At 67.5% G+C, this 23,806-nt stretch carries 23 protein-coding genes and 1 tRNA gene; 16 read left to right on the top strand and 8 right to left on the bottom strand.

Going from position 1 to position 23,806, the window contains the following annotated elements; translation table 11 throughout:
- Window positions 1-15 precede the first annotated feature (15 nt).
- Complete coding sequence (locus AC1DNG_RS15860) at window positions 16-4,329, top strand: AAA family ATPase (RefSeq protein ID WP_476887737.1); 4,314 nt, start codon at window positions 16-18, stop codon at window positions 4,327-4,329.
- Between the two features lie 98 nt (window positions 4,330-4,427).
- Here the strand turns inward: AC1DNG_RS15860 and AC1DNG_RS15855 are convergent, their stop codons facing one another.
- The 3 genes from AC1DNG_RS15855 to AC1DNG_RS15845 all read right to left on the bottom strand — a co-directional run bounded on the left by AC1DNG_RS15855 (window position 4,428) and on the right by AC1DNG_RS15845 (window position 6,557).
- Window positions 4,428-5,111, bottom strand: a complete 684-nt coding sequence (locus tag AC1DNG_RS15855; protein ID WP_476887736.1) for an RcpC/CpaB family pilus assembly protein — start codon at window positions 5,109-5,111, stop codon at window positions 4,428-4,430.
- Between the two features lie 392 nt (window positions 5,112-5,503).
- Entirely contained in the window at window positions 5,504-5,755 is a 252-nt protein-coding gene (locus AC1DNG_RS15850) for an FmdB family zinc ribbon protein (RefSeq protein ID WP_079550223.1), read from the bottom strand.
- Between the two features lie 139 nt (window positions 5,756-5,894).
- Window positions 5,895-6,557, bottom strand: a complete 663-nt coding sequence (locus tag AC1DNG_RS15845) for a 5-formyltetrahydrofolate cyclo-ligase (RefSeq protein WP_476887735.1) — start codon at window positions 6,555-6,557, stop codon at window positions 5,895-5,897.
- Window positions 6,558-6,660: 103 nt separating this feature from the next.
- On the opposite strand from AC1DNG_RS15845, the gene galU reads away from it, so the two are divergent.
- The 7 genes from galU (at window position 6,661) to AC1DNG_RS15810 (ending at window position 13,198) form a co-directional block, all read left to right on the top strand.
- Entirely contained in the window at window positions 6,661-7,578 is a 918-nt protein-coding gene (galU, locus tag AC1DNG_RS15840) for a UTP--glucose-1-phosphate uridylyltransferase GalU (RefSeq protein WP_476855733.1), read from the top strand.
- A gap of 5 nt (window positions 7,579-7,583) precedes the next feature.
- Window positions 7,584-8,204: a GNAT family N-acetyltransferase gene (locus tag AC1DNG_RS15835; protein WP_018773754.1), complete on the top strand. Its 621-nt coding sequence runs from the start codon at window positions 7,584-7,586 to the stop codon at window positions 8,202-8,204.
- A 143-nt stretch (window positions 8,205-8,347) separates the two neighbouring features.
- Complete coding sequence (locus tag AC1DNG_RS15830; protein ID WP_476887744.1) at window positions 8,348-9,346, top strand: hypothetical protein; 999 nt, start codon at window positions 8,348-8,350, stop codon at window positions 9,344-9,346.
- Window positions 9,347-9,454: 108 nt separating this feature from the next.
- Window positions 9,455-10,267: an SDR family oxidoreductase gene (locus AC1DNG_RS15825; RefSeq protein WP_476887734.1), complete on the top strand. Its 813-nt coding sequence runs from the start codon at window positions 9,455-9,457 to the stop codon at window positions 10,265-10,267.
- A 46-nt stretch (window positions 10,268-10,313) separates the two neighbouring features.
- Window positions 10,314-10,386, top strand: a tRNA-Ala gene (locus AC1DNG_RS15820).
- A gap of 385 nt (window positions 10,387-10,771) precedes the next feature.
- A complete protein-coding gene (locus tag AC1DNG_RS15815; protein ID WP_476887733.1) occupies window positions 10,772-12,607 on the top strand; it encodes a hypothetical protein in 1,836 nt (611 codons plus the stop codon).
- A gap of 219 nt (window positions 12,608-12,826) precedes the next feature.
- Window positions 12,827-13,198, top strand: coding sequence for an N-acetyltransferase family protein (locus AC1DNG_RS15810; RefSeq protein WP_476873763.1), 372 nt, complete (start codon window positions 12,827-12,829; stop codon window positions 13,196-13,198).
- Here the strand turns inward: AC1DNG_RS15810 and AC1DNG_RS15805 are convergent.
- Window positions 13,195-13,710: a hypothetical protein gene (locus AC1DNG_RS15805; protein WP_476887732.1), complete on the bottom strand. Its 516-nt coding sequence runs from the start codon at window positions 13,708-13,710 to the stop codon at window positions 13,195-13,197. The two genes, AC1DNG_RS15810 and AC1DNG_RS15805, sit on opposite strands and share 4 nt — an antisense overlap.
- Before the next feature lie 61 nt (window positions 13,711-13,771).
- Here AC1DNG_RS15805 and AC1DNG_RS15800 point away from each other — a divergent pair, with 61 nt between their 5' ends.
- The gene (locus tag AC1DNG_RS15800) at window positions 13,772-13,954 is read left to right on the top strand and encodes a phosphodiester glycosidase family protein (protein WP_476870502.1); all 183 of its coding nucleotides are present in this window, start codon (window positions 13,772-13,774) and stop codon (window positions 13,952-13,954) included.
- A 7-nt stretch (window positions 13,955-13,961) separates the two neighbouring features.
- Here the strand turns inward: AC1DNG_RS15800 and AC1DNG_RS15795 are convergent, their stop codons facing one another.
- A complete protein-coding gene (locus AC1DNG_RS15795; RefSeq protein ID WP_476887731.1) occupies window positions 13,962-14,648 on the bottom strand; it encodes a glycosyl hydrolase in 687 nt (228 codons plus the stop codon).
- Between the two features lie 478 nt (window positions 14,649-15,126).
- Here AC1DNG_RS15795 and AC1DNG_RS15790 point away from each other — a divergent pair, with 478 nt between their 5' ends.
- The 5 genes from AC1DNG_RS15790 to AC1DNG_RS15770 all read left to right on the top strand — a co-directional run bounded on the left by AC1DNG_RS15790 (window position 15,127) and on the right by AC1DNG_RS15770 (window position 18,987).
- A complete protein-coding gene (locus AC1DNG_RS15790) occupies window positions 15,127-15,495 on the top strand; it encodes a hypothetical protein (protein ID WP_476850315.1) in 369 nt (122 codons plus the stop codon).
- Window positions 15,496-15,520: 25 nt separating this feature from the next.
- A complete protein-coding gene (locus AC1DNG_RS15785) occupies window positions 15,521-15,991 on the top strand; it encodes a GatB/YqeY domain-containing protein (RefSeq protein ID WP_018773763.1) in 471 nt (156 codons plus the stop codon).
- Window positions 15,988-17,580 carry an ABC-F family ATP-binding cassette domain-containing protein gene (locus AC1DNG_RS15780; protein ID WP_476887730.1) on the top strand — a complete coding sequence of 531 codons (1,593 nt, stop codon included), beginning with the start codon at window positions 15,988-15,990 and terminating at the stop codon, window positions 17,578-17,580. The genes AC1DNG_RS15785 and AC1DNG_RS15780 overlap by 4 nt, the downstream gene beginning before the upstream one ends.
- A gap of 166 nt (window positions 17,581-17,746) precedes the next feature.
- The gene (locus AC1DNG_RS15775) at window positions 17,747-18,505 is read left to right on the top strand and encodes a hypothetical protein (protein ID WP_476887729.1); all 759 of its coding nucleotides are present in this window, start codon (window positions 17,747-17,749) and stop codon (window positions 18,503-18,505) included.
- A 158-nt stretch (window positions 18,506-18,663) separates the two neighbouring features.
- Complete coding sequence (locus tag AC1DNG_RS15770; RefSeq protein WP_476850318.1) at window positions 18,664-18,987, top strand: hypothetical protein; 324 nt, start codon at window positions 18,664-18,666, stop codon at window positions 18,985-18,987.
- On the opposite strand, the gene corA is transcribed toward AC1DNG_RS15770, so the two are convergent.
- Window positions 18,984-19,979, bottom strand: a complete 996-nt coding sequence (gene corA, locus AC1DNG_RS15765) for a magnesium/cobalt transporter CorA (RefSeq protein ID WP_230009012.1) — start codon at window positions 19,977-19,979, stop codon at window positions 18,984-18,986. The two genes, AC1DNG_RS15770 and corA, sit on opposite strands and share 4 nt — an antisense overlap.
- Window positions 19,980-19,986: 7 nt before the next feature.
- On the bottom strand, window positions 19,987-20,526 hold the full coding sequence (locus tag AC1DNG_RS15760) for an Lrp/AsnC family transcriptional regulator (RefSeq protein ID WP_476859008.1): 540 nt from the start codon (window positions 20,524-20,526) through the stop codon (window positions 19,987-19,989).
- Window positions 20,527-20,703: 177 nt separating this feature from the next.
- On the opposite strand from AC1DNG_RS15760, the gene AC1DNG_RS15755 reads away from it, so the two are divergent.
- Window positions 20,704-21,942 carry an MFS transporter gene (locus AC1DNG_RS15755; protein WP_476858943.1) on the top strand — a complete coding sequence of 413 codons (1,239 nt, stop codon included), beginning with the start codon at window positions 20,704-20,706 and terminating at the stop codon, window positions 21,940-21,942.
- Window positions 21,943-22,005: 63 nt separating this feature from the next.
- On the opposite strand, the gene AC1DNG_RS15750 is transcribed toward AC1DNG_RS15755, so the two are convergent.
- Window positions 22,006-22,503 carry an Lrp/AsnC family transcriptional regulator gene (locus tag AC1DNG_RS15750; protein WP_018773770.1) on the bottom strand — a complete coding sequence of 166 codons (498 nt, stop codon included), beginning with the start codon at window positions 22,501-22,503 and terminating at the stop codon, window positions 22,006-22,008.
- Between the two features lie 133 nt (window positions 22,504-22,636).
- On the opposite strand from AC1DNG_RS15750, the gene AC1DNG_RS15745 reads away from it, so the two are divergent.
- On the top strand, window positions 22,637-23,800 hold the full coding sequence (locus AC1DNG_RS15745) for a trans-sulfuration enzyme family protein (protein WP_476887728.1): 1,164 nt from the start codon (window positions 22,637-22,639) through the stop codon (window positions 23,798-23,800).
- Window positions 23,801-23,806 lie beyond the last annotated feature (6 nt).

Below are 23,806 nucleotides of genomic sequence, written 5' to 3'. Positions count from 1 at the left end.
GAAAAGAAGGCAGCAGTGTCAGTTGGTCAAGGCCACCCCGAGGGCTCCGAGGAGTTCAGGAAATGGCTGTCGGGGCTCAAGCCCGTCACCGGTGCAGATACCATGCTGCGCTTCACCAAGACGCCCGAAGGCTCAATTGACCTGACTCATGCCCATCCCTCGGGGCTCGCCCAGCTGATGGCAGGGCGACGTACCCGGCTCTCGACCCTGATCCGCGACCGCCAGCAATTCGTTGTCGCGGCCAGGGCATCACGAAACCTGCGCTCCAAGATTTTCGAACTCGCCAATGACCGCGGCATCGACGCGGGGTATTTCTCCGCCGGCACGGTCGTCTGGACGTCCGCCGTCGGCGGTAAGCCGCAACGGATCTCGGCCCCGGTCATGCTCACCGCCATATCCCTCACGGTGCGCCCCGGCGAGGACGACTATGAGTTGCAGCTCACCGAACAGGCGCAGATCAACCCGGCGCTGGTCCGGCACCTCAAGACCGTCCACGGGATCGTTTTCGACGTCAACGCGGTGACGAGGATGGCGTACAGCACGGCCCGTTACGACCCGCAGCCCGTTCTGGACCGCCTGGGCACCCTGGTCCAGCCGATTCACGGCGCGGAGGTCGAACACAACCTGCTCGTCTCCACGTTCGCCGACCTCTCCGGCAACCTCGATGATCCGTGGATCAACCAGAACAACCCCCTGGTCACCGCGCTGGCTCGGTCCGGTTCCGGCGAACTGGTCGACGTGCCTGCTCTGGAACCCGGCCGCTTCCCCAGCACGGACGACCGTGACCCCGCGGACGAGCTTCTGCTGCTCGACGCCGACACGGACCAGCAGTATGTGGTCGACGCCGTCCGGGCGGGCGACTCGCTGGTGGTCAGCAGCCCGCCGGGCACGGGCCAGACCCAGACAGTCATCAACACCATCGGCGCCCTGGTGGACGAGGGCAAGTCCGTCCTGGTGGTTGGCGACAGGCGGGCCAGCCTCGCCGAGATCTCCGGGCAGCTGGATGGCCTCGGCCTGGATTCGGTCCTCTTGCAGCTGACGGGCAGCGCCAGCCCGCTGCAGCTGAAGGGCCAGCTGGTCCGGGCGATCGTCCGCAACGAGAAGTCGCTGCAGCCGCAACTGAGCAACCTTCACGCCACACTGACCGGGCACCGCCACGCCCTCATGGACCACGTAGCCTCCCTGCACAACGTCCGGGCGCGCTGGGGTTGCTCGCCGTATGAGGCCATGCAGTCCCTTGCAGAGCTGACCTCCATCCAGCCGGCACCGGCGACGACCGTCCGGCTCAAGCGCAGCGTGCTGGACAATATCCGGGACCGCGAGGAGCTCGCAGGCCGGCTCCGCCGCGCCGCCGAGCTCGGCAGCTTCAGCCGGGCGTCGACCACCAGCCCCTGGCACGGCGCGCGCCTGCTGACCCGCAAGGAGACGCAGGAGGCGCAGGGCGTTGCCCAGTCCGTTGCGGAAAAACTGCCGTTGCTGCGCGGGCGCATGGATGCCGTGGCGGAACACGCAGAGATCCGGCTCGGCCGGACCTTCGCCGAATGGGGCGAGCAGATCGAACTTCTCGTGGCCGTCCGCGAAAGTCTGGACAAGTTCACTCCCGACATCTTTGACCGGCCCGTCCACGACCTGATCTCGGCCACCGCGTCCTCTGCCTGGCGCAGGGAACGCGGGATCGAAATGCCGTCCATGCAGCGCTCACGCCTGCGCAGGGTGGCCAAGGAGTACGTCCGGCCCGGCGTGCACATCGCGGACCTGCACAGCTCCCTGGTCCTCGTGCAGGAACAGCGCGCCGCCTGGTCCGGCTACGCGACCACGCAGCGGCACCCGGCCGTGCCGTCCGGGCTGGCTGAAATCAGCGGCCTTTACCGGGAGCTCGCAGCGGAACTGGCTGAACTGGGCCTGGCTGTCAAGCACACCGCTGCCGGCGGCGACTTGGACCGCGCACCCTACGACGAACTCCTGCCCCGGGTGCGGCGGCTCGTCGCCGACAGCGCGACCCTTGAAACCCTTCCGGAGCGCACGCTGCTCGTCGAAAGCATGCGAGAGCACGGCCTGGGCGAGCTTCTCGCCGACCTTGCCGAGCGCGAGGTCCCGGAGGGGTCGGTGACCGCCGAACTTGAGCTGGCCTGGTGGCAGTCGGCCCTGGAGGCCATGATCAGCGGCGATGACTACCTCGCCATGTCCGACGGCGACGCCCTGCGCCAGCTTGAGGCGGAGTACCGACTTGCGGACAACGCCCATATCGCCAGCGGCGCTGCCCGGCTGCGCTGGAACCTGTCCGAGCGCTGGCGCACTGCCATCTCGGCGTACCCCCGCCAGGCCGAGCTGTTGCGCAGCCTGCTGAAGGACGGCCGGGTGACCCTGGCAGCCCTGAGCGGCCAGGCGCAGGAGCTGCTGCCCACACTGGTACCGGTGTGGTCCGTCAGCCCCTACCTCATGACGGGTCTGCTGCCGATCGACCAGACCTTCGATGCCGTCGTGATCCTTGACGCCGAGACGACCTCGTTGCAGGCCGTCCTCCCGGCGATCGCCCGGTCCCGGCAGGTCATCGCCTTCGGCGACGAACAGATCGCCAGCCCCCGGACCTTTACCGTGGGCGTCGAACGGCTCGCCGTGGGGGAGAGCTCCTACCAAAGCGTTGAGAGCTCGTACCGGGCACTCTCTGCCGTGCTTCCGGTCTGGAACCTCAGGACCGTGTACCGTGCGGTCGATGAAGACCTGGTGCGCCAGCTCAGCAAGGGTTTTTACGGCGGGGAACTCACCCGCCTCCCGGAGGGCCAATCCGCCACAGGGCTGGACCGTACCCTCAGCGTGGAGTACCTCCCCGACGGCACGGGGCTGCCCAGCGCTGACCACGACGGCGTCGAATCGGTTGTTGCCGAGGTCAACCGCGCGGTGGAGCTGGTCTTCGAGCACGCCCGGCTCCGCCCCCGGACGTCGCTGGCCGTGGTGACCGGCAGCCTTCGCCATGCCGCCCGGATCGGCGAGGCCATCAGGGCGCAACTGCCCAACTACCCCATGCTGGGCAGCTTCTTCACTGCGGGGGATGAGTCCTTCCGCGTAGTGGATCTGGAACGGGCCCAGGGCCTGGTGCGCGACCACGTCATCTTTTCCCCGGGCTATGGCCGCACCCCGCATGGGCGCACCCTCCACAGCCTCGGGCCGCTTTCCGCCGAAGGTGGCCGAGCAAAATTCGCCCTGGCGATGACGCGTGCCCGCCGGTCCCTGCACGTGCTCAGCTGCTTCCGGCCCGAAGACCTTGATGTCAGCCGCCTCAGCCACGGCGCCGTGGACTTCTACGAGCTCCTGGACCGTGAGATCGCGGGCAACACGGATCTTGGGAGCCCCGCCTCCCGGGCCGCGGCCAGCGAGCAGGCGCTCGGCGCCGATCCGCTCGTGGCCGACCTGGGTGACCGGCTCCGGGCCCGCGGGGCACGGGTGTGGCACCAGTACGACGGCGTCCTGAACATGGTGGCGGCCGCCGATCCGATGACCACGATCGGCCAGGACGATGCGGAGATTCCCCGTCCGGTGGCGATCGAGTCGGACGGTACCAGCCACTACCGGCGAATGAGCGTCCGCGAACGGAGCAGGCTCCGGCCGCAGCTCCTGGAGCGGCTTGGCTGGCGGTACATGCCCCTGTGGACCATAGAGGTCTTCACCGACCCCTCGGCCTGCGCCGACCGGATAGGCGGCTACCTCGGGTTGGAGAAGCCCGCCGTGTCCAGCCGGCTGCGGACATCGCACGGTTTCTTCGACGACGGCATCGAGCACTTGGCGATTGACGAGGCGCGGGCCGCCGAGTACCACGTGGCGGCCGAACCCTCGGGACAGGTGTTCCGCGGCCATGAAACTGCTGGCCAAGAATTCCGCCGGCAGGCACCAGCATCAGCAATGACAGGCAATACAGGCAGTAAGGAGGCCGGCGGCATGAGTGCGGACGGCATCACTAGCAACACCGGCAAGACCGGCAACACGAACGACGCCGGCAACACGAACGACGCCGGCGCCACCGGCGCCCGCGAAGCCGGCGCGGCGGGCGCCGCGGCGGACACCGCGGGGCCGAAGACCGGTGAGTCGACGGGGGCCGCGGCCGACACCGCAGGGTCGAAGGCCGGCGAATCGACCGGGGAATCGACCGGCGACGGGCCGGACCAGGAGGCCGCGAAGGAGACGTCGCGCCGTTCGGAGGCACAGGCCACCGTTCCGGAGGGTGTGCTGCCGAACAAGGCGGCGGAAGACGACCCCCGGCGCTGGGGTGACCAGCCTGATAATTACGATCACGACGCCTGGCTCCAGGAACAGAAGCCGCCGCACTGGGGCTGACGGGCCGCGCCCGCAGCCCAGAGCCTGCGGGCGCGGCCCGCGTCGGAGCCTACGGCCCGGGCCACTGGCCCGGCGGAAACGCCCTGCTGGCTGGACGGCTAGCCCGGCGGTGACGCCACAAGCACGAAAAACAATTTGCCCTGGGTAGACGCGCCCGCCAGCCTGCGGGCCTGGTCGGCCGTCGCTGCCACCACCACCAGCCCGTCAGTCTCCGCAGTGGCGGGCCAGGAGCCGGCTTTGCCGCCCTGCGTCGACGTCCAGAGCACTGGTACGGCTTCGGCCAGGATTTGGCTTTCGCCGGGTTGTTCCATGCCGTTGCCGGCAGTGAGCACCACGTTGACGAGCTGCCCGGGGGAGACCAGCTGGATGGAGGCCGGATCTGCCATCCTCAGCGGCACGGCCGCAGAGCCTCGCGGGCTTCCGGCGAGCAGGCCCGGTCCCAGGATCTGGGCGTCGGTGAGGAGCTGGCCCTGGCGCAACGGTGCGGCCAGCTGTTTTCCCTCGAACGCGGTCTCGCTGCCGGGGCTGCCCGCAGGAATAAGGCCGGGTGGCACGCTGATCCTGCTGAGATCGCCGGGTTCCAGGGACTTTCCAGCGGGCAGATCGGCCGCGGCGGCGAAGGCTGCGACAGTGTCAGTGGGCGCTGGAGCCAGTTGCTGAACTGTCAGCCCGGCGGGGATGCAGAACAGGAGGGCCGCGATAAGCCGCCGGTTCCGGTTCAGCCAGCCGCGCAGGCGGCGCCACGACGGACGGCCGCGGGGCGGACGCCGGCGGGGTTTCACGGGACCGATCCGGCTCCGGAACGGAAGGCCCGCGGCGGAAAACGTGGCGGCAGGAAGGCTCGTTGGACGGATACCGGTACGGGACCAGCGGCCGGGGCCAGCTTCAGGCATTGCGGCGCGGAAAGGCCTGAACAAAGGCGTGGAAGACGGCACAGGCGCCGCCGGGGCAGCCGTCTTGAACGAAGGCGGGGAAACCGCGGTGAGGAAAAGTTCCATGCCGCCACGCTACGGATCTGCGCAGAGCGGCGGCAGCTGCGGAACGTCCTATGTGGACAACGGCAACAGCGGCAACGGCAACAGCGGCAACGGCAACAGCGGACAGGGATTCAGGCAGTGCCCAGAATCAGCCGGCCGTAGCCCAGCCGGCGGCCGGTGCCAACCCGGCAGGTGCCTTAGCTGGCCGCTGCGGCGGGCGCGGGGGTGGCCGCGGGAGCTGCAGGAGCCGGGGAAACCGTGCTGCCCTTGGTGTCGCGCGAATCGGTCCGGTAGAAGCCGGAGCCCTTGAACACTACGCCGACGCTATTGAACTTCTTGCGCAGCGTGCCCTGGCACTCGGGGCAGGACGTCAAGGAGTTGTCGCTGAACGACTGCACGATCTCGAAGGCGTGGCTGCAGTCCTTGCAGGCGTATGCATACGTGGGCACTGGAAATCCTCCTCAGGGGCAAACGAGCAGGTCCCGTGCTGCGGAGTCCGGATCACCGCCGATATGTCTATCGACCTGTTCCGTCCTTAGCAGTCGCAGGGCCTGAGTGCCAATTCTATCACCTTGGCGGGAACCCGGATCAGGCAGGCCGGGATCGGCCGAGCCGGACGATCCCGCCCGGGGTCAGCGCCGTGTCGACTTTCCGGTCGAACGACTCCGCGGGGATGCTGCCTGCGGGCAGCACCTCCGTGTCATAGACGACGGCGGCAGTCGGCAACGCGACAGCGTCGGCGGCAGCGTCGTCCGCCCCGGCGTCCGCCCCGCCGGATGCGGAGGACATGGCAGCCAGGGCGGCAAGGAACTTGTCGTAGTAGCCGCCGCCTTGCCCGATTCGGTTGCCCGAGAAATCCACCGCGGTGGCCGGCAGGAAGATTGCGGTGGCGTCCCGCATGACTTCGGTTCCGTGGCGCTCTCCGACAGGCTCCTGGATGGGCGCGTACCGGCTGCGGACAAACCCGGACTGGGGAGTCCAGTACACCCATCTGAGCTCGATGTCGGGTTCGCAAACGGGCAGCAGCACCCGGTGCCCGGCCTCGACCAGGGCAGTCAGCAGTGGCAGTGTGGGCGGTTCGGCGCCCACACCGAGGTACGCCGCGAAGGTGCCCTGGCGGCCGCGGCCAAGCCCGGAGGCCCACGCGAGCCCGTGGCTGGCGATGCCCGCCGCGGCGGTGTCCTGTGCGGTCAGCGGGAGTGCGGAACGCGCCGCCCTGTGGCTGGAGCGAATTTCCTCTTTTGACGCCATCTTGGCCCCTCCTCTGCCTTTTGCGGCCGCGCTGCACCGGGGGGCCGGCAGGCGGTTCGCATAATGATTACGCAATGATTGGTCCCTCCGTTAGATTAGTCGTGTGAATACACCCATCGCTTCCGTCCGCAAGGCCGTTATCCCCGCCGCGGGCCTTGGTACCAGGTTTCTCCCGGCCACAAAGGCCATGCCCAAGGAAATGCTGCCTGTCGTTGACAAGCCGGCCATCCAGTACGTCGTCGAGGAGGCCGTGAATGTCGGCCTGAACGATATCCTGATGATCACTGGCCGCAACAAGCGGGCGTTGGAGGACCACTTCGACCGCGTCCCCGCGCTGGAGTCCACCCTGGAGGCGAAGGGTGACACTGCGAAGCTCGAATCCATCCAGGCCGCCAGCAACCTCGGTGACATCCACTACGTCCGCCAGGGCGATCCCATGGGCCTCGGCCACGCGGTCCTCCGGGCCAAGCAGCACGTCGGGCATGAGCCGTTCGCCGTCCTCCTGGGAGATGACCTCATTGACGCCCGCGATGAGCTCCTCAGCACCATGATCGAGGTCCAGGCCAAGACCGGCGGGTCGGTGGTCGCTCTGATCGAGGTGGACCCGTCCCAGATCAGTGCCTACGGCTGCGCGGACGTCGAGGCAATCGGCGGTGAGGACTACGTCCGCATCAACCAGCTCGTGGAGAAGCCCGATGTCGCGGACGCCCCGTCCAACCTGGCCGTGATTGGCCGCTACGTGTTGCACCCGGCCGTCTTTGAAGTACTGGAGCGCACCGCGCCCGGCCGCGGCGGGGAAATCCAGCTCACGGACGCCCTGCAGGAACTCTCGGCCGGCACCGGCGAGGGCTACGGCGTGTACGGCGTCATCTTCCGCGGCCGCCGCTACGACACCGGCGACAAGCTCAGCTACCTCAAGGCCTGTGTCCAGCTCGCCTGCGACAGTGAGGACCTCGGCCCGGGCCTGCGCGAATGGCTGCCCGGCTTCGCGTCCAGCCTGGCCCCCAGCCTCGCCAAATAACTCCCGTGGGGGGCAGCTTCACCTGGCCGGTGACCTTGGAGAGCGGCGAAATCGTGTTGCGCCCGATCCGGTACCGGGACCGCAAGGAGTGGACAGCGCTCAGGTCCCGCAACTGCGAGTGGCTGGCCCCCTGGGAGGCATCGAACCCGGTCCCCGGCGGCGGCCTGCCGGACTACCGGCAGATGGTGCGCTCGCTCAAGGCCCAGGCCGCGCAGGCCACGGCCCTGCCGTTCGTCATCGCGGAATGGACACCAGGCCATCAGGCGCCGGTGATCGTGGGGCAGCTGACGGTGTCCTCGATTGTCTGGGGGTCGGCCATGATGGCGACGCTTGGCTATTGGGTCGACAAGGAACGGGCCGGCCGGGGGATCGCCCCGACCGCCGTGGCCATGGCGACCGACTATTGCTTCGGCACCCTTGGCCTGCACCGCATGGAGATCAACATCAGGCCGGAGAACGCGCCGAGCCTGCGCGTGGTGGAAAAACTCGGGTTTCGTGACGAGGGATTCCGGCCCAGGTTCCTGCACATCAACGGTGAATGGGCAGACCACCGGACCTTCGCGCTCACGGCTGAGGAAGTGCCGGAAGGCCTCCTCGCGCGGTGGCTGAGAACCCGCCAGTCCTGAGGCCCATGAGAGCCGCCTGACCAGCCACGACGCCCCGACGCCGGCCAGTCGCCGCTGCGCGCGCGACACACCCCTGACAATGCGGGGCAGCACCTCATATACCTCATACGGTTTTGAGTGTGGACTTCCCTCTTAGCAGCTCTGTGATCCTTGTCATTGCTGTTGCGCTCTGGATCGTGTGGGTGGCGCCTTACGTTCTCCGGAACGGACGCCACCAGCTGCAGCCTGCAGGCGACTTCCTGGCGGATGTCATTGACATGGAACCAGCAGATCCACATGCGGGGAAGGTTATGAAAATGGCGGCGCAGCAGGAGAAACCCATGATCAGCACACAGCGCGCAGACCCGGCCGGCGGCACACCTGGGACTGGGGCGGGCAAAGCGGCGACCCCTCGGGTGAATCCGATTGCTGCGTCGGGCTCCCCGGCATTCCGGATTCGTTGGGCGCGGCTGGTGCTGGCGGTAGCCGGGCTCCTGGCTCTCCTCACGGCAGTGGTGTCCGGAGCCCTTCGGCTTTTCGGCATCGGTTCAGGCTGGCTGCCGGTGACCGCCCTCCTGGGCGCCTTCGCCGCAGTGGCGCTGCTTCGTCGTCTTGCCGTCCGCGATCGCCGGCGGAAGATGAACGCTGCATTCCGTGCAGCCATGGGCAGCCCGGAACGCACCCCTGCGCGGCCGTCGGTGCCCGAACAGACGCCCTCCCTTCCCGACGGACGTCCCGCTGCCCGGCCGGAAAGCCCGCTCTTCGACGCCGAAGCGGGCCGCGACACGCCCGAGCCCGCGCCGAAGCCGCTGACCGCACTGGAACTCCGCCAGGCCGCCCTCGCTGAAGCCGTCGCCTCTGGGGATGCCTCGGCGGCCATGGCAGCCGACGCAGGTGCAGTAGCGGAGGGCACGAGCTGGGAGCCCGTCGAGGTTCCCAAGCCCACCTACGTCGAAGCCCCGAAGGCCGAACGTGCGGCCCCAATGCCCCTTGACCTTCCCGAGGCGCCGAAGGCCGTAGGGAAACCGTCTCTCAAGCAGGCCTCGGCGCGACCGGCAGCGTCCGATCCGCAGACCGCCGACGATTCTGAGACTAAGCAGCTCAGCAAGGCCCAGAGCGCCTTGAGCAACCTGGATGATGTCCTCCAGCGGCGCCGCGCCTGATCGGCCCCGTCCTTCCGGAGATTACCCCGGGCAGCCAGCGATGGCGGCCCGGGGTTCTTCATTTCCCCGCAGCGTCGCCGGCGGGCTTCGCTGCGGTAGCCTCGGGTCATGACAAGGATCTGCGTTGCCGGTGGAACCGGGCAAGTGGGCCGAGAAGTGGTGCGCCTGGCCGTCGACGCCGGGCACGCCGTGGCCGTCCTCAGCCGCAACCCGCCGGGGGCCGGCGCCGCCGGCAACATCCCGGGCGCGGAGTACTTCCGCGCGGACGTCACGACGGGAGAGGGGATAGCGGCCGTCCTGGCCGGCGCCGACGTCGTGATCGATTGCCTGGAAGGGCGCGCCGGGAAGGCGCGCAAGAACTTCGCCGACGGCGGTGCGCGGCTTCTGGCCGCTGCACAGGACGCGGGAACGGCCAGGGCCGTCATGCTGTCCATCGTGAACTGCGATCGCAGCAACTCCTCCTTCTACCGGTCGAAAGCTGCCAAAGAACACGCCTACGAGCTGTCCGGACTCGAGACCGTGGTGGTCCGGGCCACCCAGTTCCACTCGTTGCTCGCGATGATGTTCGGCGCCGGCTCAAAGCTGCGGATCATCCCCGTGGTCAGAGGTGCCCGGTTCCAGCCGGTATCGCCGGCCGACGCAGCCGCGGTACTGCTGGAGGCCGCCCTTGACCCGGCGCCCGTTCCAGCCGCGGGCCCGCGGCACCGGGTACTGAACCTCGGCGGCCCCGAATCCAAAGACATGGTCGACTTTGCCCGGGAATGGCAGCGGGCCACCCGCGCAAAGGGTCAACTCGTGCGCTTACCACTGCCCGGCGCGATGGGCCGCTACCTGCGCGAGGGGTTGAACCTGGTGCCGGAGGCGCGACACGGCACCGAGACTTTCCGGGGCTGGCTGGAAAACAGCGCAGATAGTTTGTAGCCTAGGGACACCGGCAACGCCGTTCCGTCAGGACCGGCGTTGCTTCGGGGCTATAGCTCAGTTGGTAGAGCGCTTCGTTCGCATCGAAGAGGTCAGGAGTTCGAATCTCCTTAGCTCCACAGATTTCAAGGGTTTTTGAACCTTTGAGTGCGTGGCCCGGCTGCAGGGCAGGATCATCCAGGATCCGCGGCCGTCAGCCCGACTGAGCACGGCTCCGGCACCCACCGAAATCTCCAGGCCTGACCTTAGTCGTTGGCCGCCAGCGGCAACGCCCTTCCCGGTTTGGACAGTCGAAAAGGCCGTTTCTGCGCTGAAGGTCGCCTGCATGAAGCCGGCCCAGCACTGGTCCTGGACCCCGGCCGCGTTGCCCACGGACCCGTGACCGGTGCAGAGCAGCACCATCATTCCAAGCCCCTGACCTGCGCAATCATTGTTGAAATGGTGTCTGGGCATTATGCTCGGCGACGGGGGAGCCGGGAGCCGGCTCAAAGACTTGGGGGAAAATTGAACAAGAAGACCATCCGCTTCGGCATCGCCGGGGCACTCACTGCGCTCTCGCTCACGGCGCTCTCGCTTGCGGGCCTCGCCGTTCCGGCGCAGGCCGATCCCGATCAGTGGGCCATCCCACCGAACATCGATTCCTGCGGCCCGGTGGTCGACTCAGTCAGATTCTGCACGGCGCCGGACGGGCATCCGTATCCGATGCTGGTCAACGGCGGCGCCGTCGCCGGCCCGCGGCCCGGCATCGGCGGGGCCCTCCAGGTCGGCAGCACCCTGACCGTTGTTAACGGCGCCTGGGATCCCGCGGACGCCACGCTCACGCACCAGTGGCTGCGCAACGACGTGCCCATCCCGGGCGCCACCGGCCCCACCTACCTGCTCACCACGGCGGACCTCGGCAAGGGCCTCCGGGTCAAGACCACGGCGGCAGCGCCGAGCTATGCAAAGACGACCCTGCAGTCCGCCAAAACCAACCCCGTCACGATCGCCGGCGGCGCTGTCCCGTCCGTCGTTGCGGGGGATGTTGGCATCGCTCAATTGGACACCCACCCGGATAGGCCCAGCCGTCTTGTGTTCGCTGGGGGAACTTTCAAGGGCGCTCCGGTCATCCACCGCCAGTACCAGTGGCTTCGCGACGGCAAGCCCATCCCGGGTGCCACCGCGGAAATGTTCGACCCGAAGGGCTGGGGATCAACGGGGCTACTGAGCGTCAGGATCACCGGCCACGCGCCCGGGTTCAAGCCGGCCGCCGCGACCTCTAAACAGCGAAAGGTTTCTGACTTCGACCAAGCCCCCGGCGCCGTGGTCACCGGCGGCACCGGCCTGGGGGAGGTCCTCACCGCCGTAGACGAAGTTCCCTGGACTGCCTGGCGGGGCGAGTACACCTACAAGTGGCTGCGCGACGGTGTCGTGATTCCCGGAGCCACTGCGCTGACCTACACGATCACGGCCAAGGACCAGGGCCACACCCTGGTCCTCGAGTCCGGCACTTGGTACGACACCCACATCTACTCCAACCCGGTCGCCGTGCCGGCGGCCGGGGAGCTGAAGCAGCTGACGAACGTCACCAAGCCGGTCGTGACCGGGGACGCCGTGACCGGCTCTGTGATGAAGGTGTCGGCCGGGACCTGGTCCGTGCCCTCCGACAGGCTGACGTTCACCTACAACTGGCTGGACGGGTCGAAAACGGTCAGCGGCGCGACTTTCACCCCGGAACAGCCCCAAGTTGGCAAGACCCTCGCCGTCCTTGTGACCGCGTCCGCCCCCGGTTACACCACCGCCTGGGTAAAAGTCACCGCACCCAAGCCCGTGACCGCGCGTGAGTCGACGCGGGCCATTACCGGAACCCTGACCGTCGGGTCGAAGGTGACCTTGACTCCCGACCCCTGGTATGACCGGGCGGGGATCACCTCGGACGTACACTGGCTGCGCAACGGCGTCCAGATCGCCGGGGCCTACGGCTGGAGTTACGTCCTGACGAAGGCCGACGCCAGCACGAAGCTCTCGGCCTACGTGAACCCGACTGCAACGGGCGGCAAGTACCAGACGATCAACGCTTCGGCGAGGGTGGCGGGCCTGCCCCTGATTTCGGCCACGCCGACGATTGCCGGTACGGTCAAGGTCGGGAATGTCCTGACCGTGCAGCGGGGCACGTGGAGCTGGGGCACTGCCTTCACGTACCGCTGGCTGCGCAACGGCGTCGTCATCTCTGAGGCCTACGCATCCACCTACAAGGTCCGGACCGCCGACAAGGGCACCAAGCTCACCGTCCGCGTCACCGGCTCACGGTTCGGCTACACCACCGTGTCGCGGACCAGCGGAGCGTACCTCGCCCGCTGACCAACGGCTTTCCCGGGCCCGCCTCATGCCGGCGTGGTCCGGGACGCCAGGCTATCCCGTCCTGGATCCACGCTGGCCCTTAAATGCAGCTGGCCTGACATACTCGTAGTCCGACACTGCCCCGGCCGGCGCACCTGTTGGCCACCGGCCGGGTTGTCCATGCACGCACCAAGGCGACGCCATGGTGCATGCTCACGCCCGAAAGACGAGCAGCAAAACATGGGAGCCGCAACGATGGGCACCCGGGCGGCGTCGAACGGGGCCCGGGTCGGGGAGCTGAAGCCCAAGGTCGTCGCGCCCGCAGCCAGGGGAACGGGCATCGGCTCGATCATGCTCGCGGCCAGCCTGGACTTTCTGAAGGCCCGTGGCTGCCACGATGTCGTGTCCGCATCCTGGGTCTCGGCCGACCCACAGCACTCTTCCCTGGGGATGCTGGAGCGGGCCGGCTTTGCGCAGGTGGCGACGATCCCCTGCTTCTGGGCGGACGACCAACAGGCAGCCGGCTACCTCTGCCCCCTCTGCGGCGCCGGGTGCGTCTGCGTGGCCGTCATCCTGGTGCTCCCACTCGAAGGCAGGGCCAGCCGCGGCTAGAGCGCTTCCTTGGCCAGGGCCGCAGCGCCGGGAGGGGTTGTGCGGCCGAGCCGGTCGTCCAGTCTGACGCGCAGCCTGGCGCCGGCGACCAGAACCCGGTGATGCGAGAGGGCCGCCGAGCCGGTAACTTGCGCAGCGACGTGCTGCCCGCTGCCTGTGCTTTCACCGGCCCCGTACACGGACTCCCACGCGATGTCCAGAAGCTCAAGCTCCTCGTTGCGGGCCAACTCGCTGCGGGCGAGCACGTCCAGCGCAGCCAGCCCCAGGGCTTTGCTGTCCCCGTACTCGTTCAGGGCACGGTCCAGCGCCCATTGGGTCCGTTTCCACCACTCGGCCCGGTCGTCGGCGACGGCCTTCTGGCGCAGAGTCCGCCAGGCCATGAACGCTCCCACGGCCGCCGCTACGAGTACAGCAACAGGGGCAAGCGCGGCAACGATCTGCCACCACTCGGCCGGACCGGTGTGGAGGAGGACTTCAACCGGAACCGGAGACTGGGCAGGTGTTGGCGGCATGCGACCAGCCTAAGCCGCGGCCCGGACAGTGAGGGATGCCGACGTCGGTACGTCCCTTGGAATGGTCCATGCGATCAACCTGGACGGTGGCGGTTCCACAACAGCAGTTGCCGGAGGAGCCGTTCTCAATATCCCTCGGGCGGCGCGGAACGTCCCGTCAGTAACGCCCTCCTCGTGCTTCCCACCCGACAGGATGGGCCGAACAGCACGGACAAGTAGCGGGGGGTCTCTCTCCGACTGTTGACGGGAAGTCACAGCGAAGCGTACAGCCGGCCGAGTGAGGTCAGCCGGCCGTTCGTCTGATAGAGGGAAGACGGGCCCATGGCGGGGTCACCGGGATCCCTGGATTTCCACGCAAACCGTTCGACGAAGGGCATCACTCGCATGCCGGCAACCGCAGCCCGCATGAAATACGCGGTCTCACGGGTCGTGTACTTAGAGGGGCGTGCCGGGGTTGCCTGCCAGTCCGCAACGGCAAATTCGGTAACCCAGACGGGCCTCCCATACCTGTGATGCAAGTACCAGACCTTGGCCAGGAAACTCTCTGGGTTCGGCGAGCCGTAGTGATGCATCGTCATGAAGTCGATGCGGAGGTTCGCCTGCCGCGCCCTGGCCATGAAGTGGTCCAGCCACGGGCTCCTGACATCGACCGTGGCCGGAGATCCCAGACGCAGGCCGGTGGATTGAAGGTGGGGCCACAACCGGATGGCCTCATCGACAGACATGCTGGCCTGGCCTGGGTGGTCCGGCTCGTTGAAAGCGAGGAGGTGTTTGGTCCTCGTCTGGGGAAGTTGCCTGGCCACGTCGCCGAGGGCGTCCTGTCTGAGCAAAGCATTCGCGCTCCACACCATCGGGACAAAGGCCGGGTTGGTCGTGACGGTATACGAGGATCCCCAGGAGTAGTACCAGCTGGCATTGAGACTCCGGATTTGCCTCAATGCCAGCGCATCATCTCCGCCGTGGGCTGCGCCCTTGAGAGCCCGGGAGGCAGAGGCAGCCGTACGGGCAAGGGACGGTGTGAAGAGGGCCGGAATCGGCCTAGGGCGTGTGGCAGCGGAACTGGCCCCGGTCGTGGCCAAGGCAGTCAGCATTGCAGTGAGAAAAGTCCGGCGATCCATGGATTCCTTCTTCCGAAGCGAAGCGGGCCGATACCAATCCTCAACCGGATGTGACGAAGGTCACGCTACGCCAGTCTCTCGACATTTGGAACAGCCGCAACGTGTCGCACTACCGGCGACCCCGGGTGCGGGCCAAAAAAGAGTTTTCATGAGATGGTGTGAACCTGCGTGAACGGCGCCGTGGCCGCGCCGGCGCAGCAATCCGCGCGGCAAGACCATCGTGCAATCCAGCGGCAAGGCAGCCGAATCCAGCGCAGGCATCCAAGACAGACATCCAGCGCAGACAAGGCCACCACCGATGAAGAACACCACCCCGATCGCCCTGGCCCTGCTGTCTGTTCTGCTGACCGCGGCCTGCTCCGCCTCCCCGAGCCCCGAGCCGTCCGCCGGGACCCCTGCGGCGGGCCTGCCGGCGTCGCTGCCCAAGCCTGACCCGGCCCAGCAGGAAGCCCTCCTGGCCGCGCTGGCCAAGATCAACCCCCGCCTGCCAGACGACCAGGCAATCGACAAGGCCCGCCGCCTGTGCGGCCGACTGCTGGGGCAATCGACGGCGGACCAGCTCATCGCTGCCGCAAAGACGGAGTTCAGCGGGGACGTCCCCGCCCTCCCGGACGAAGACGCCCAGCGGATCATCTCGGCGATCGGGGCCAACGGGTTCTGCCGCTAGCCTTGTTAACAACACGAGGAGAACTATGACCACCCTGAAAGAACGCCTGCACGCCGACGTCGTGAGCCACATGAAGGACCGCAACAAGGTTGCCCTGACCACCGTGCGCAACGTCCTGGGCGAGATCGAGACCCGGGAGAAATCGGGCAAGACGCCAATCGTGCTGGACGACGCACAGGTGACCGCACTCCTGCAAAAGGAAGCCGCCAAGCGCCGCGACACGGCCCGCATCTACACCGAGGCTGGCGAAGCCGAGCGCGCCGCGGCCGAGATCGCCGAGGCCGAGGTGATCGAGGCCTACCTGCCCAAGCCACTGACCGCGGCGGAAGTCGAGACGATCGTGGACGAGGCCATCGCGGCGCTCAAGGCCGACGGCGTCGAGCTGTCCATGCGTCAGCTGGGGGCAGTGATGAAGCCCGTCACCGCCACGGTGGCCGGACGTTTTGACGGCAAGGCCGTCAGCGAAATCGTCCGCAACCGTCTCGCGCAGCAGTGAGCCTGGTCCGGCTGCACGACGTCAGCGTCCGCTTCGACAACACACAGATCCTCCGCGAGGCGTTCTTCCGTCTGGAGCCCGGGGACCGGGTGGGCCTGATCGGCAAGAACGGCTCCGGGAAGACCTCCATCCTCAAGCTCGTCCTGGACCAGGTCTCCCCGGACACCGGAACGATCACCGTGGAGCAGGGAACCAAGGTGGGGTACTTCTCCCAGTTTTCCGAGCTCGACGGCGAGGCAACCATCCTTGCGGTCCTTGACGGACTGTTTGTCGAGATCAAGGCTGCCGAGGCCGAGCTGGCAGCCATCGACGCCGCCATTGCGGCTGACCCCGCCGAGGCGGAGCTGGACCGGCTGATCCGGCGCCAGGCCGAGCTGTTCGAGGACATGGACCGCCTCGACGGATGGGATTACAAGCGGCGCATCGACACGGTCCTGACCACTCTGGGGTTCAGCGACGCCCACCGCACGTGCGCGATCGACGAACTCTCCGGCGGGTGGCGCAACCGCGCCGCCCTGGCCAAGATCCTGTTGGAGGGCCCGGACGTCCTGCTGCTGGATGAACCCACCAACTACCTCGACGTGGCCGGTGTCGAATGGCTCGAAAACTGGTTCCGCGACTACCGCGGCGCCGCGATCATCGTCTCGCACGACAGGAAGTTCCTCGACGCGGTGGTCACCCGGATCATCGAAGTGGAAAACTTCCACCTGCACGAGTACCCCGGCAACTTCGCCGAGTACGTGGTCCAGAAGCAGTTCCGGCTCAAGACGCTCGAGGCCCAGTTCGTCCATGAGTCCGAGCTGCTGGCTTTTGAGGCGGAGGGCATCGCCGACCGCCGGGAGGCCGCCAAGGCCGCCAGCCGCGGGTTGGGGAACCAGCTGGCCAAGATCAAGAAAGCGCGGACACCACGTCCCGTGGACCAGATCGTCACCGAGATCTACGGCGGGCTGCACGTGAAGGATGTCCTCTGCCGGGTCGAAGGACTGGGCAAGTCCTATGGCGACAAGGTCCTGTTCGAAGACCTGAGCTTTGAGATCCGCCGCGGCAACAGGATTGTGGTCCTGGGCTCCAACGGCAGCGGCAAGTCCACGCTGCTGAAAGTGCTGACCGGGGAGGAACCGGCGGATTCCGGTGAAGTGGTCTGGGCGAAGGGGCCGGGTTTTGTTTCCTACAACAAAATGCTGGAAGAGCTCGACGACGCCGACACCGTTTCGCACGCGGTGAACGCGCTGCCGGACAGCCTGGCCTTCAGCGCCACGAAGAAGTCCGTCAACAGGTTCCTCGCCATGTTCCAGTTCTCCGAAGCCGACCTCAAACAGAAGATCGGGAACCTCTCCGGCGGACAGAAAGCCCGCGTCGCCATGGCCCAGTGCCTGCTGTCCGGGGCCTCGGTGTTGCTGCTGGATGAGCCCACCAACCACCTGGACATGTCCAGTACCCAGGTGATGGAGCGGGCACTGCTCCACTTCCCCGGCGCGGTCGTCGTGGTCAGCCACGACCGCTTCTTCACCGAAAAGATCGCCACCCGTCAGCTGGTCTTCGGCACCGACGGCGCAGAACCCGGCGAGGTCGACGTACGCGCGGCCTAAGGACGTGGTGATTGCCCCGAGGCTCAGTGTTTGCTCAACATTGGCTCAGGATGTGGCCTGAGCGGCTAAAGGGCCGACAAGTGGTCGTTTCCGAGCGGTAGTGTGGCGCTGGCTGCCGACCGGGGGGACGGCAGCGGTCTCTTATCCGCTTTGAAAGGAATCTCCCGTGGCAGGAATCATCTGCTGGCTTAGTGCTCTGGGCACCACAGGCAAGGCAGTAGTAGTGGCCTCCGTCGTCGTCACTGGCGGCGCCGGCGCAGCGGCGGCCACCGCGACCACCAATCTCCCGGCTGACCCGACGTCAACCATGACGGCGACCGGCACCGAAACCTCTGAGCCGGTCGGGTCGGCCGGGTCGGAGACTCCGGTAGTGGGCGACCAGGAAGCCGCCGATCACGAATCGTCTGAATCGTCTGAACCGGGCGATCCGGCTGAGTCGGATGACCAGGAGGCGGACGATCAGGGCACAGAGGCGGACGCGGACGATCAGAACGCGGACGATCAGGGTGCGGAAGATCAGGGCGCGGAAGAGGTCGCGGACGACCAGAACGCGGACGACCATGGCGCGGAAGAGGTCGCGGACGCTCAGGAGCCTGCTGCCCCGGCTCCGGCCCCCGCTGCTCCGGCCCCGGCGCCCGCCGAAGACGATGCGAAGGATTCGGCCGACGCGCCGGAAGCCGACGCGTCCCACGCATCGAACGGCAACAGCGGATGGGCACACCAGAACGCCGCTGAACACCGCGCCGCCGGCCAGGCCAACGCCGCTGAACACCGCGCCGCCGGCCAGGCCAAGGCCGCCGAGCACCGCGCGGCCAGCCAGGCCAAGGCCGCCGAGCACCGTGCCGCTCCGGCCGGTCTTGAAAGCGATCACGCCGCCAAGACCAGCAAGCGCGGCGACTCGGGCGGGCACGGCCACAGCAAGTAGCCCAATCGGCATGCAATGACGGGGCCCGGACCACTGGTCCTGGCCCCGTCGTCGTGACGGCACCAAAATGCTTCAGCGCGAAAGTGTTTCAGCGCGAAAGTGTCCAACGGTTCGGTCTCAGGGGCGCGGCGTTTCCGGGCCCGCGGGATAATGGAACCATGACCAATCAGCAGCAGGACCGCGACCCGTGGGAGGAGTTCGACAAGCTCCAGCCCGCCGGTCCGGACCGGGTTGCCGGGTACCCCGGTGGGAAACCGCAGGGCTTCGGCTTCCGCACGGGCGTCCGCAGCGCCAGGGTAGCCCTCGGATTTGCCGTCTACTCCCTGGCGCTGGGGAGCATTCTGGTCCTCACCGGAGCCATCGTTTTCATCGGCAGCGGGAAGTGGCTGCTGCTCGGGCTGATGGTGCTGATCGAGGTCGTGTTCGTCCTGGCGTTCCGACGGCTCATGGTCCAGGTCCGGAACCGCCGCGCCGCTGGCTAGAGCCAGCCCTTCTTCTTGAAGATGGCGTACATCAGCGCCGCCGTGCCGGCCATGAGCGTGATTGCCATCGGGTAGCCAAGCGTCCAGTGCAGCTCCGGCATGTTGTCGAAGTTCATGCCATACAGTCCGGCCACAAATGTCGGCGCGAAGAAGATCGCGGCCCACGACGAGATCTTCTTGACCTGTTCGTTTTGTTCCGCGCTGGCCTCGTTCTGGCGGTTGGCGGTCAGGGTTCCGTCCAGGGTGAGCGCATTCTGCAGCAGGTCACGGAACGAATCGGCGCGGGAAATCAGCCGCTCCACGTGGTCCTCGACGTCGCGCAGGCTGTGCTGCAGTTCGATGTCCACCCGGTACTTCTCGAAGCCCCGGCGGAGCTGTTGCATCATTGCCGGGAGCGGGTGGATGGCGCGCTGGAAATGGATGACTTCACGGGCGAGCTCGTAGATCCGCCGGGACACCAGGGGGTCGCCGCTGAAGAGCTGGTCCTCGATCTCGTCGATGTCGTTTTCCAGCCCGGCTACCACGGGACCGTAGTCATCCACCACCTGGTCCATGAGCGCGTACAGGACGGCCTCGGGCCCGTGGCGCAGCAGATCGGGCCGGCCCTCCATCCGGCGCCTGACCTGGCCCACGACTTTCGTCTCGGCGTGCCGGACGGTGACCACGAAGTTGCGCCCCGTGAAGACGTGGAGCTCGCCGAACTCCACGGTTTCGGTCTCGTCCAGGTACCTGGCGGGGCGGAGCACAGTGAACAGATTGTCGTCGTAGCGTTCCAGTTTGGGGCGCTGATGGGCAGAGATCGCGTCCTCCACCGCCAGCCCGTGCAGGTTGAATTCTGCCGCCACGGCCGCCATTTCCTCAGTGGTCGGCCGGTACAGGCCGATCCAGGCCATGCCCCCGTGCTCGGTCAGGGTCTCAAAAGTCTGCTCGAGGTTCCGCGGCTCGGCGCTGCGGATGCCGTCAACGTAGACGGCGTTGTCGATGATAGTCACCGGGACATTATCCTTTGTCCACCTGGAATTCGGCGCCCCCGGCCCGCCGCGACGCGGACCGGCCGGGGGCGAGCGCGTTGCCTTGGGCGAGCCGGCTGATCAGCGGCTCGGTCCGGTACGGGATATGGGTGTGCAGCGCCAGGACGGTCTCGGTGCGGATGACGCCTTTGATCCGAAGGATCGACCGGAGGGCCGCCTGGAGATTGTGCGTATCCGTCGCCACCACCCGGCACCAGACGTCGCCGCGCCCGGAGATCTCGTGGACTTCCAGAACCTGGGCGATCAGCCGCAGGGCCCCCACGACGCCGTCGAGTTCCCGGTGGTTGACCTCGATCGTCACGAAGGCGACGACGTCGTACCCCACCGCCTCCAGATCGATTTCACGGCCGCCGTCGTGCAGCACACCGGAGCGCAGCATGCGCCGCACGCGCGACTGGGCGGTGTTCCGGGCGATGCCCAGGGCGTCACTGAGCTCGCCGATCTGGATCCGCGGATCCCGGATCAGCTCCAGCAGGATCTTCAGGTCGGTGGGGTCCAGACTGTTCAAATCATCACTCCGGTTCACTTGAGCAGTCTGAGAATGACTGTTTTGCTCAATTTTGGCACAGAACTTGGCCATCCAGATCATTGGTATTGCATTCTGTAGGTACCAATCTTTTCGACCGGGCCGTCGGTGTTCCCCACAGGGAACGCATGCGGCCCGATTTCATGCAAGGGCACGGCCATGACAGTCTTTAGCGAACTCCGCATGCGCCCGGCCACAGCTGACCGCTGGGGCTGGGACGCTTCCACCACCGCACGGCTCGTGATGGCCGGGGTTGTGATCTTTACGCTGCTGGTCGGCGCGAATCTTGCGACGCCGCTGTACCCGCTGTTGCAGGCAAAACTCGGAATCACGGCGCTCGATGTCACGGTGGCGTTCTCGGCCTACGTCCTGGCCCTCGTGGCCACACTCGTCCTGGCCGGCCACTGGTCCGATCACATCGGCCGCCGCGCCGCCCTCGTACTGGCAGTGCTGGTGGGCCTGGCCGGCGGCTTTGTCTTCGCCACCGCGGGCAACCTCGTGGCGCTCTCCGCCGGGCGCGCCCTGCAGGGCGTCGCCGTAGCGCTCGCCACCGGGGCCAGCTCGGCTGCCCTGCGCGAGCTGCTGCCCAGCCGGCCGGAGTGGGCCTCACGGTTCACACTCCTGGCCTCCGCCGGCGGGGTGGCGGCCGGCCCCGCAATCGGCGGAATGCTGTCCCTCCTGCCGGGCCCGACGTCGACGCCGTACTACCTGCACTCCATCGTCCTCGCCGCCGTGCTGGTGCCCCTGTACCTGCTCAAGGCGCGGCCCGCCATCAGCCTGCACGCCGGTCCCCAGACCCTGCGGGTCCTGGCACCGCGGCGGCCCTCGGTCTCCAGCGACGCGCGCGGCGCCTTCTGGCTGGCGTCGTCCGTGGGCTTCCTGAGCTTCACCGTTTTTGGCTTCTGCCTCTCGCTCGCCCCCGGCTATTTCGCCCAGATTGTCCACGCCGATTCGCGACCGCTGATCGGCTTGCTGGCAGGGCTGACGCTGGGGTCCTCAGCCCTGAGCCAGCTGCTGGCCATCCGGGGACGATTTGCCGTGTCCGCCGGCCTGGCCGTCCTGGGCGTCTCCGTCCTGCTGATCGCCGCGGCCGCCGCCTGGAGCAGCCCGTGGCTGCTGATTCTGGCCAGTATCACTGCCGGCGTGGGGCAGGGCGTGGCCTTCCGGACCGTGTTCAACGATGTTGCCGGCCGGGTGGAGGCCGCGCGGCACGCCCAGATCATCAGCACCGTCTATGTGATCACGTACCTTGGCAGCGCCTTCCCGGTGATCGGATTGGGGCTCGCGGCCGGGATGGTCGGGCTGCAGAGCGCCGTCGCCGGTTTCGTCACGGTGTGCGCCGCCGCCGCGCTGACGCTGGCGGCCGTTACGCTGCGAAGCGCACTGCGCCGGGGCTAACTGCGCAGGGTCTGACTGCGCTGGGTCTGACTGCGCCGGGTCTAACTGCGCCGGCCGGGCCCGTTAGGGCAGCGGGCCGTGGTTGCCCTGGATGTGGTCGAAGACCAGCGTGGTTTCGGTGTGGCCCACCACGGGGTCGGTGGCCAGGTTGTCCAGAACCCAGTCCCGGAGGTCCTCGGTGGTGGCGACGGCGATGTGCAGCAGGTAGTCCACTGACCCGGACGTGTGGAAGGTCGAGAGCACTGCCGGCAGTTTGGGCACCCGGGCAGTGAAACGGTCGATCTGCTCGCGGTCATGGGCCCGGAGCCGGACCGCAATGAGGGCCTGGACCGAACGCCCGATCGCGGACAGGCTCAGATTGGCCTCGAAGCCCTCGATGATGCCGCGCTCGGACAGGGCGCGGGTGCGCATCAGCGCGGTCGACGGCGCGATCCCCACGAGCTCTGCCAGCTGTTTGTTCGAGATGCGGGCGTCCGCGACGAGGGCAGCGAGCAGGCGCTCGTCGATCGCGTCCAGCGGCTCGCTGGCTCCCGGCCGAACATTCTTCGCGGTGCTGCTCACGGATCCTCCTAGTAGTGTTCTCCGTTCATCATAAACGGCGTTATCCGACAGTTCCATTCAGAACCTCTACAAAAGCGCGAATTATTGCCAGATACTTGCGGAATTCAATGGTGAATATTCGTAAGGAGCAAGGGTGCTTTCTCAAGATTCATTGGCGGTCCACGCAGGCCGGAGCGGGCTCACGGAACTGGGCGTCCACGCGGTGCCCATCGATCTGTCCACGACGGCGCCCCTGCCGTCCGTGCACGACGGAGGCCTTGCCTACGAGCACATGGCCACCGGCGGCTCACATGTGGAGGGGCAAAGCACGGTCTACCAGCGGCTGTGGAACCCCACGGTGGCACGCTTCGAAGAAGGCGTCGCTGTCCTGGAAGGCACGCCCGAGTCTGTCGCCTTTGCCACCGGAATGGCGGCGCTGAGCGCCGTGCTCCTCGCGGTTGTGGCCGCGGGCAAGAAGCACGTTGTCGCCGTGCGCCCGCTGTACGGCGGCAGCGACTACCTTTTGGCCTCCGGCGTCCTTGGCAACGAGGTCACCTTCACGACGCCGGAGGGCGTCGGCGCCGCCCTCCGGCCGGACACCGGCCTGGTGATCCTCGAGACGCCGGCCAACCCGACCCTCGAGCTGGTGGACATCGCCCGCGTGGCAGCCGCCGCCGACGGTGTGCCGCTCCTGGTGGACAACACCTTCGCCAGCCCGGTACTGCAGCAACCCTTCAAGCACGGCGCGGCCATGGTGCTGCACAGCGCCACGAAGTTCCTGGGCGGCCACGGGGACGCTATGGGCGGCGTGGTGGCCGCAGGCTCTGAATGGGCAGTGCGCCTGCGCCAGATCCGGGCCGTGACCGGCGGCATCCTGACCCCGTGGCCGGCGTACCTGCTGCACCGCGGGCTGGCAACGCTCCCGGTCCGGGTCCGCGCCCAGCAGGCCGGCGCCGAAAAAATCGCGGTTGCCCTGGCAGGGCACGGGCTCGTGAGGCGGGTTTACTACCCGGGACTGGCCGAATGCGACCCGCAGGGCCTGGTGGGCACACAGATGTCCGGGCCGGGATCGCTCATGGCCTTCGAACTCGCCAGCGCCGAGCACGCCGAGCGGATCCCGGCCGCCGTCGGCATGATCACCCACGCCGTGTCCCTCGGCGGGATTGATACCCTCATCCAGCACCCGGCCGGCCTGACCCACCGGCCGGTCGAAGCCGCGGCCAAGCCGCACGCGAACCTGCTGCGGATCTCGGTGGGGCTGGAGGACCCGGCCGACATCGTCGCCGACCTCGTGCAGGCGATCGAGGCAACGCAGTAGCCCGAG

Source organism: Arthrobacter sp. 01T425 (assembly GCF_056398725.1).
The sequence above is the reverse complement of the archived record's forward strand: the minus strand, read 5'-3'. Positions and strand labels throughout refer to the sequence as shown.

Bases quoted from the DNA above. Each gene is read 5' to 3' on its own strand.
- AC1DNG_RS15755 (WP_476858943.1), top strand. From the start codon at position 20,704: ATGACAGTCTTTAGCGAACTCCGCATGCGCCCGGCCACAGCTGACCGC.
- AC1DNG_RS15805 (WP_476887732.1), bottom strand. From the start codon at position 13,710: ATGCCGCCAACACCTGCCCAGTCTCCGGTTCCGGTTGAAGTCCTCCTC.
- AC1DNG_RS15770 (WP_476850318.1), top strand. From the start codon at position 18,664: ATGACCAATCAGCAGCAGGACCGCGACCCGTGGGAGGAGTTCGACAAG.
- AC1DNG_RS15810 (WP_476873763.1), top strand. From the start codon at position 12,827: ATGGGAGCCGCAACGATGGGCACCCGGGCGGCGTCGAACGGGGCCCGG.
- AC1DNG_RS15845 (WP_476887735.1), bottom strand. From the start codon at position 6,557: ATGGCGTCAAAAGAGGAAATTCGCTCCAGCCACAGGGCGGCGCGTTCC.
- AC1DNG_RS15825 (WP_476887734.1), top strand. From the start codon at position 9,455: ATGACAAGGATCTGCGTTGCCGGTGGAACCGGGCAAGTGGGCCGAGAA.
- AC1DNG_RS15785 (WP_018773763.1), top strand. From the start codon at position 15,521: ATGACCACCCTGAAAGAACGCCTGCACGCCGACGTCGTGAGCCACATG.
- AC1DNG_RS15800 (WP_476870502.1), top strand. From the start codon at position 13,772: ATGGTCCATGCGATCAACCTGGACGGTGGCGGTTCCACAACAGCAGTT.
- AC1DNG_RS15790 (WP_476850315.1), top strand. From the start codon at position 15,127: ATGAAGAACACCACCCCGATCGCCCTGGCCCTGCTGTCTGTTCTGCTG.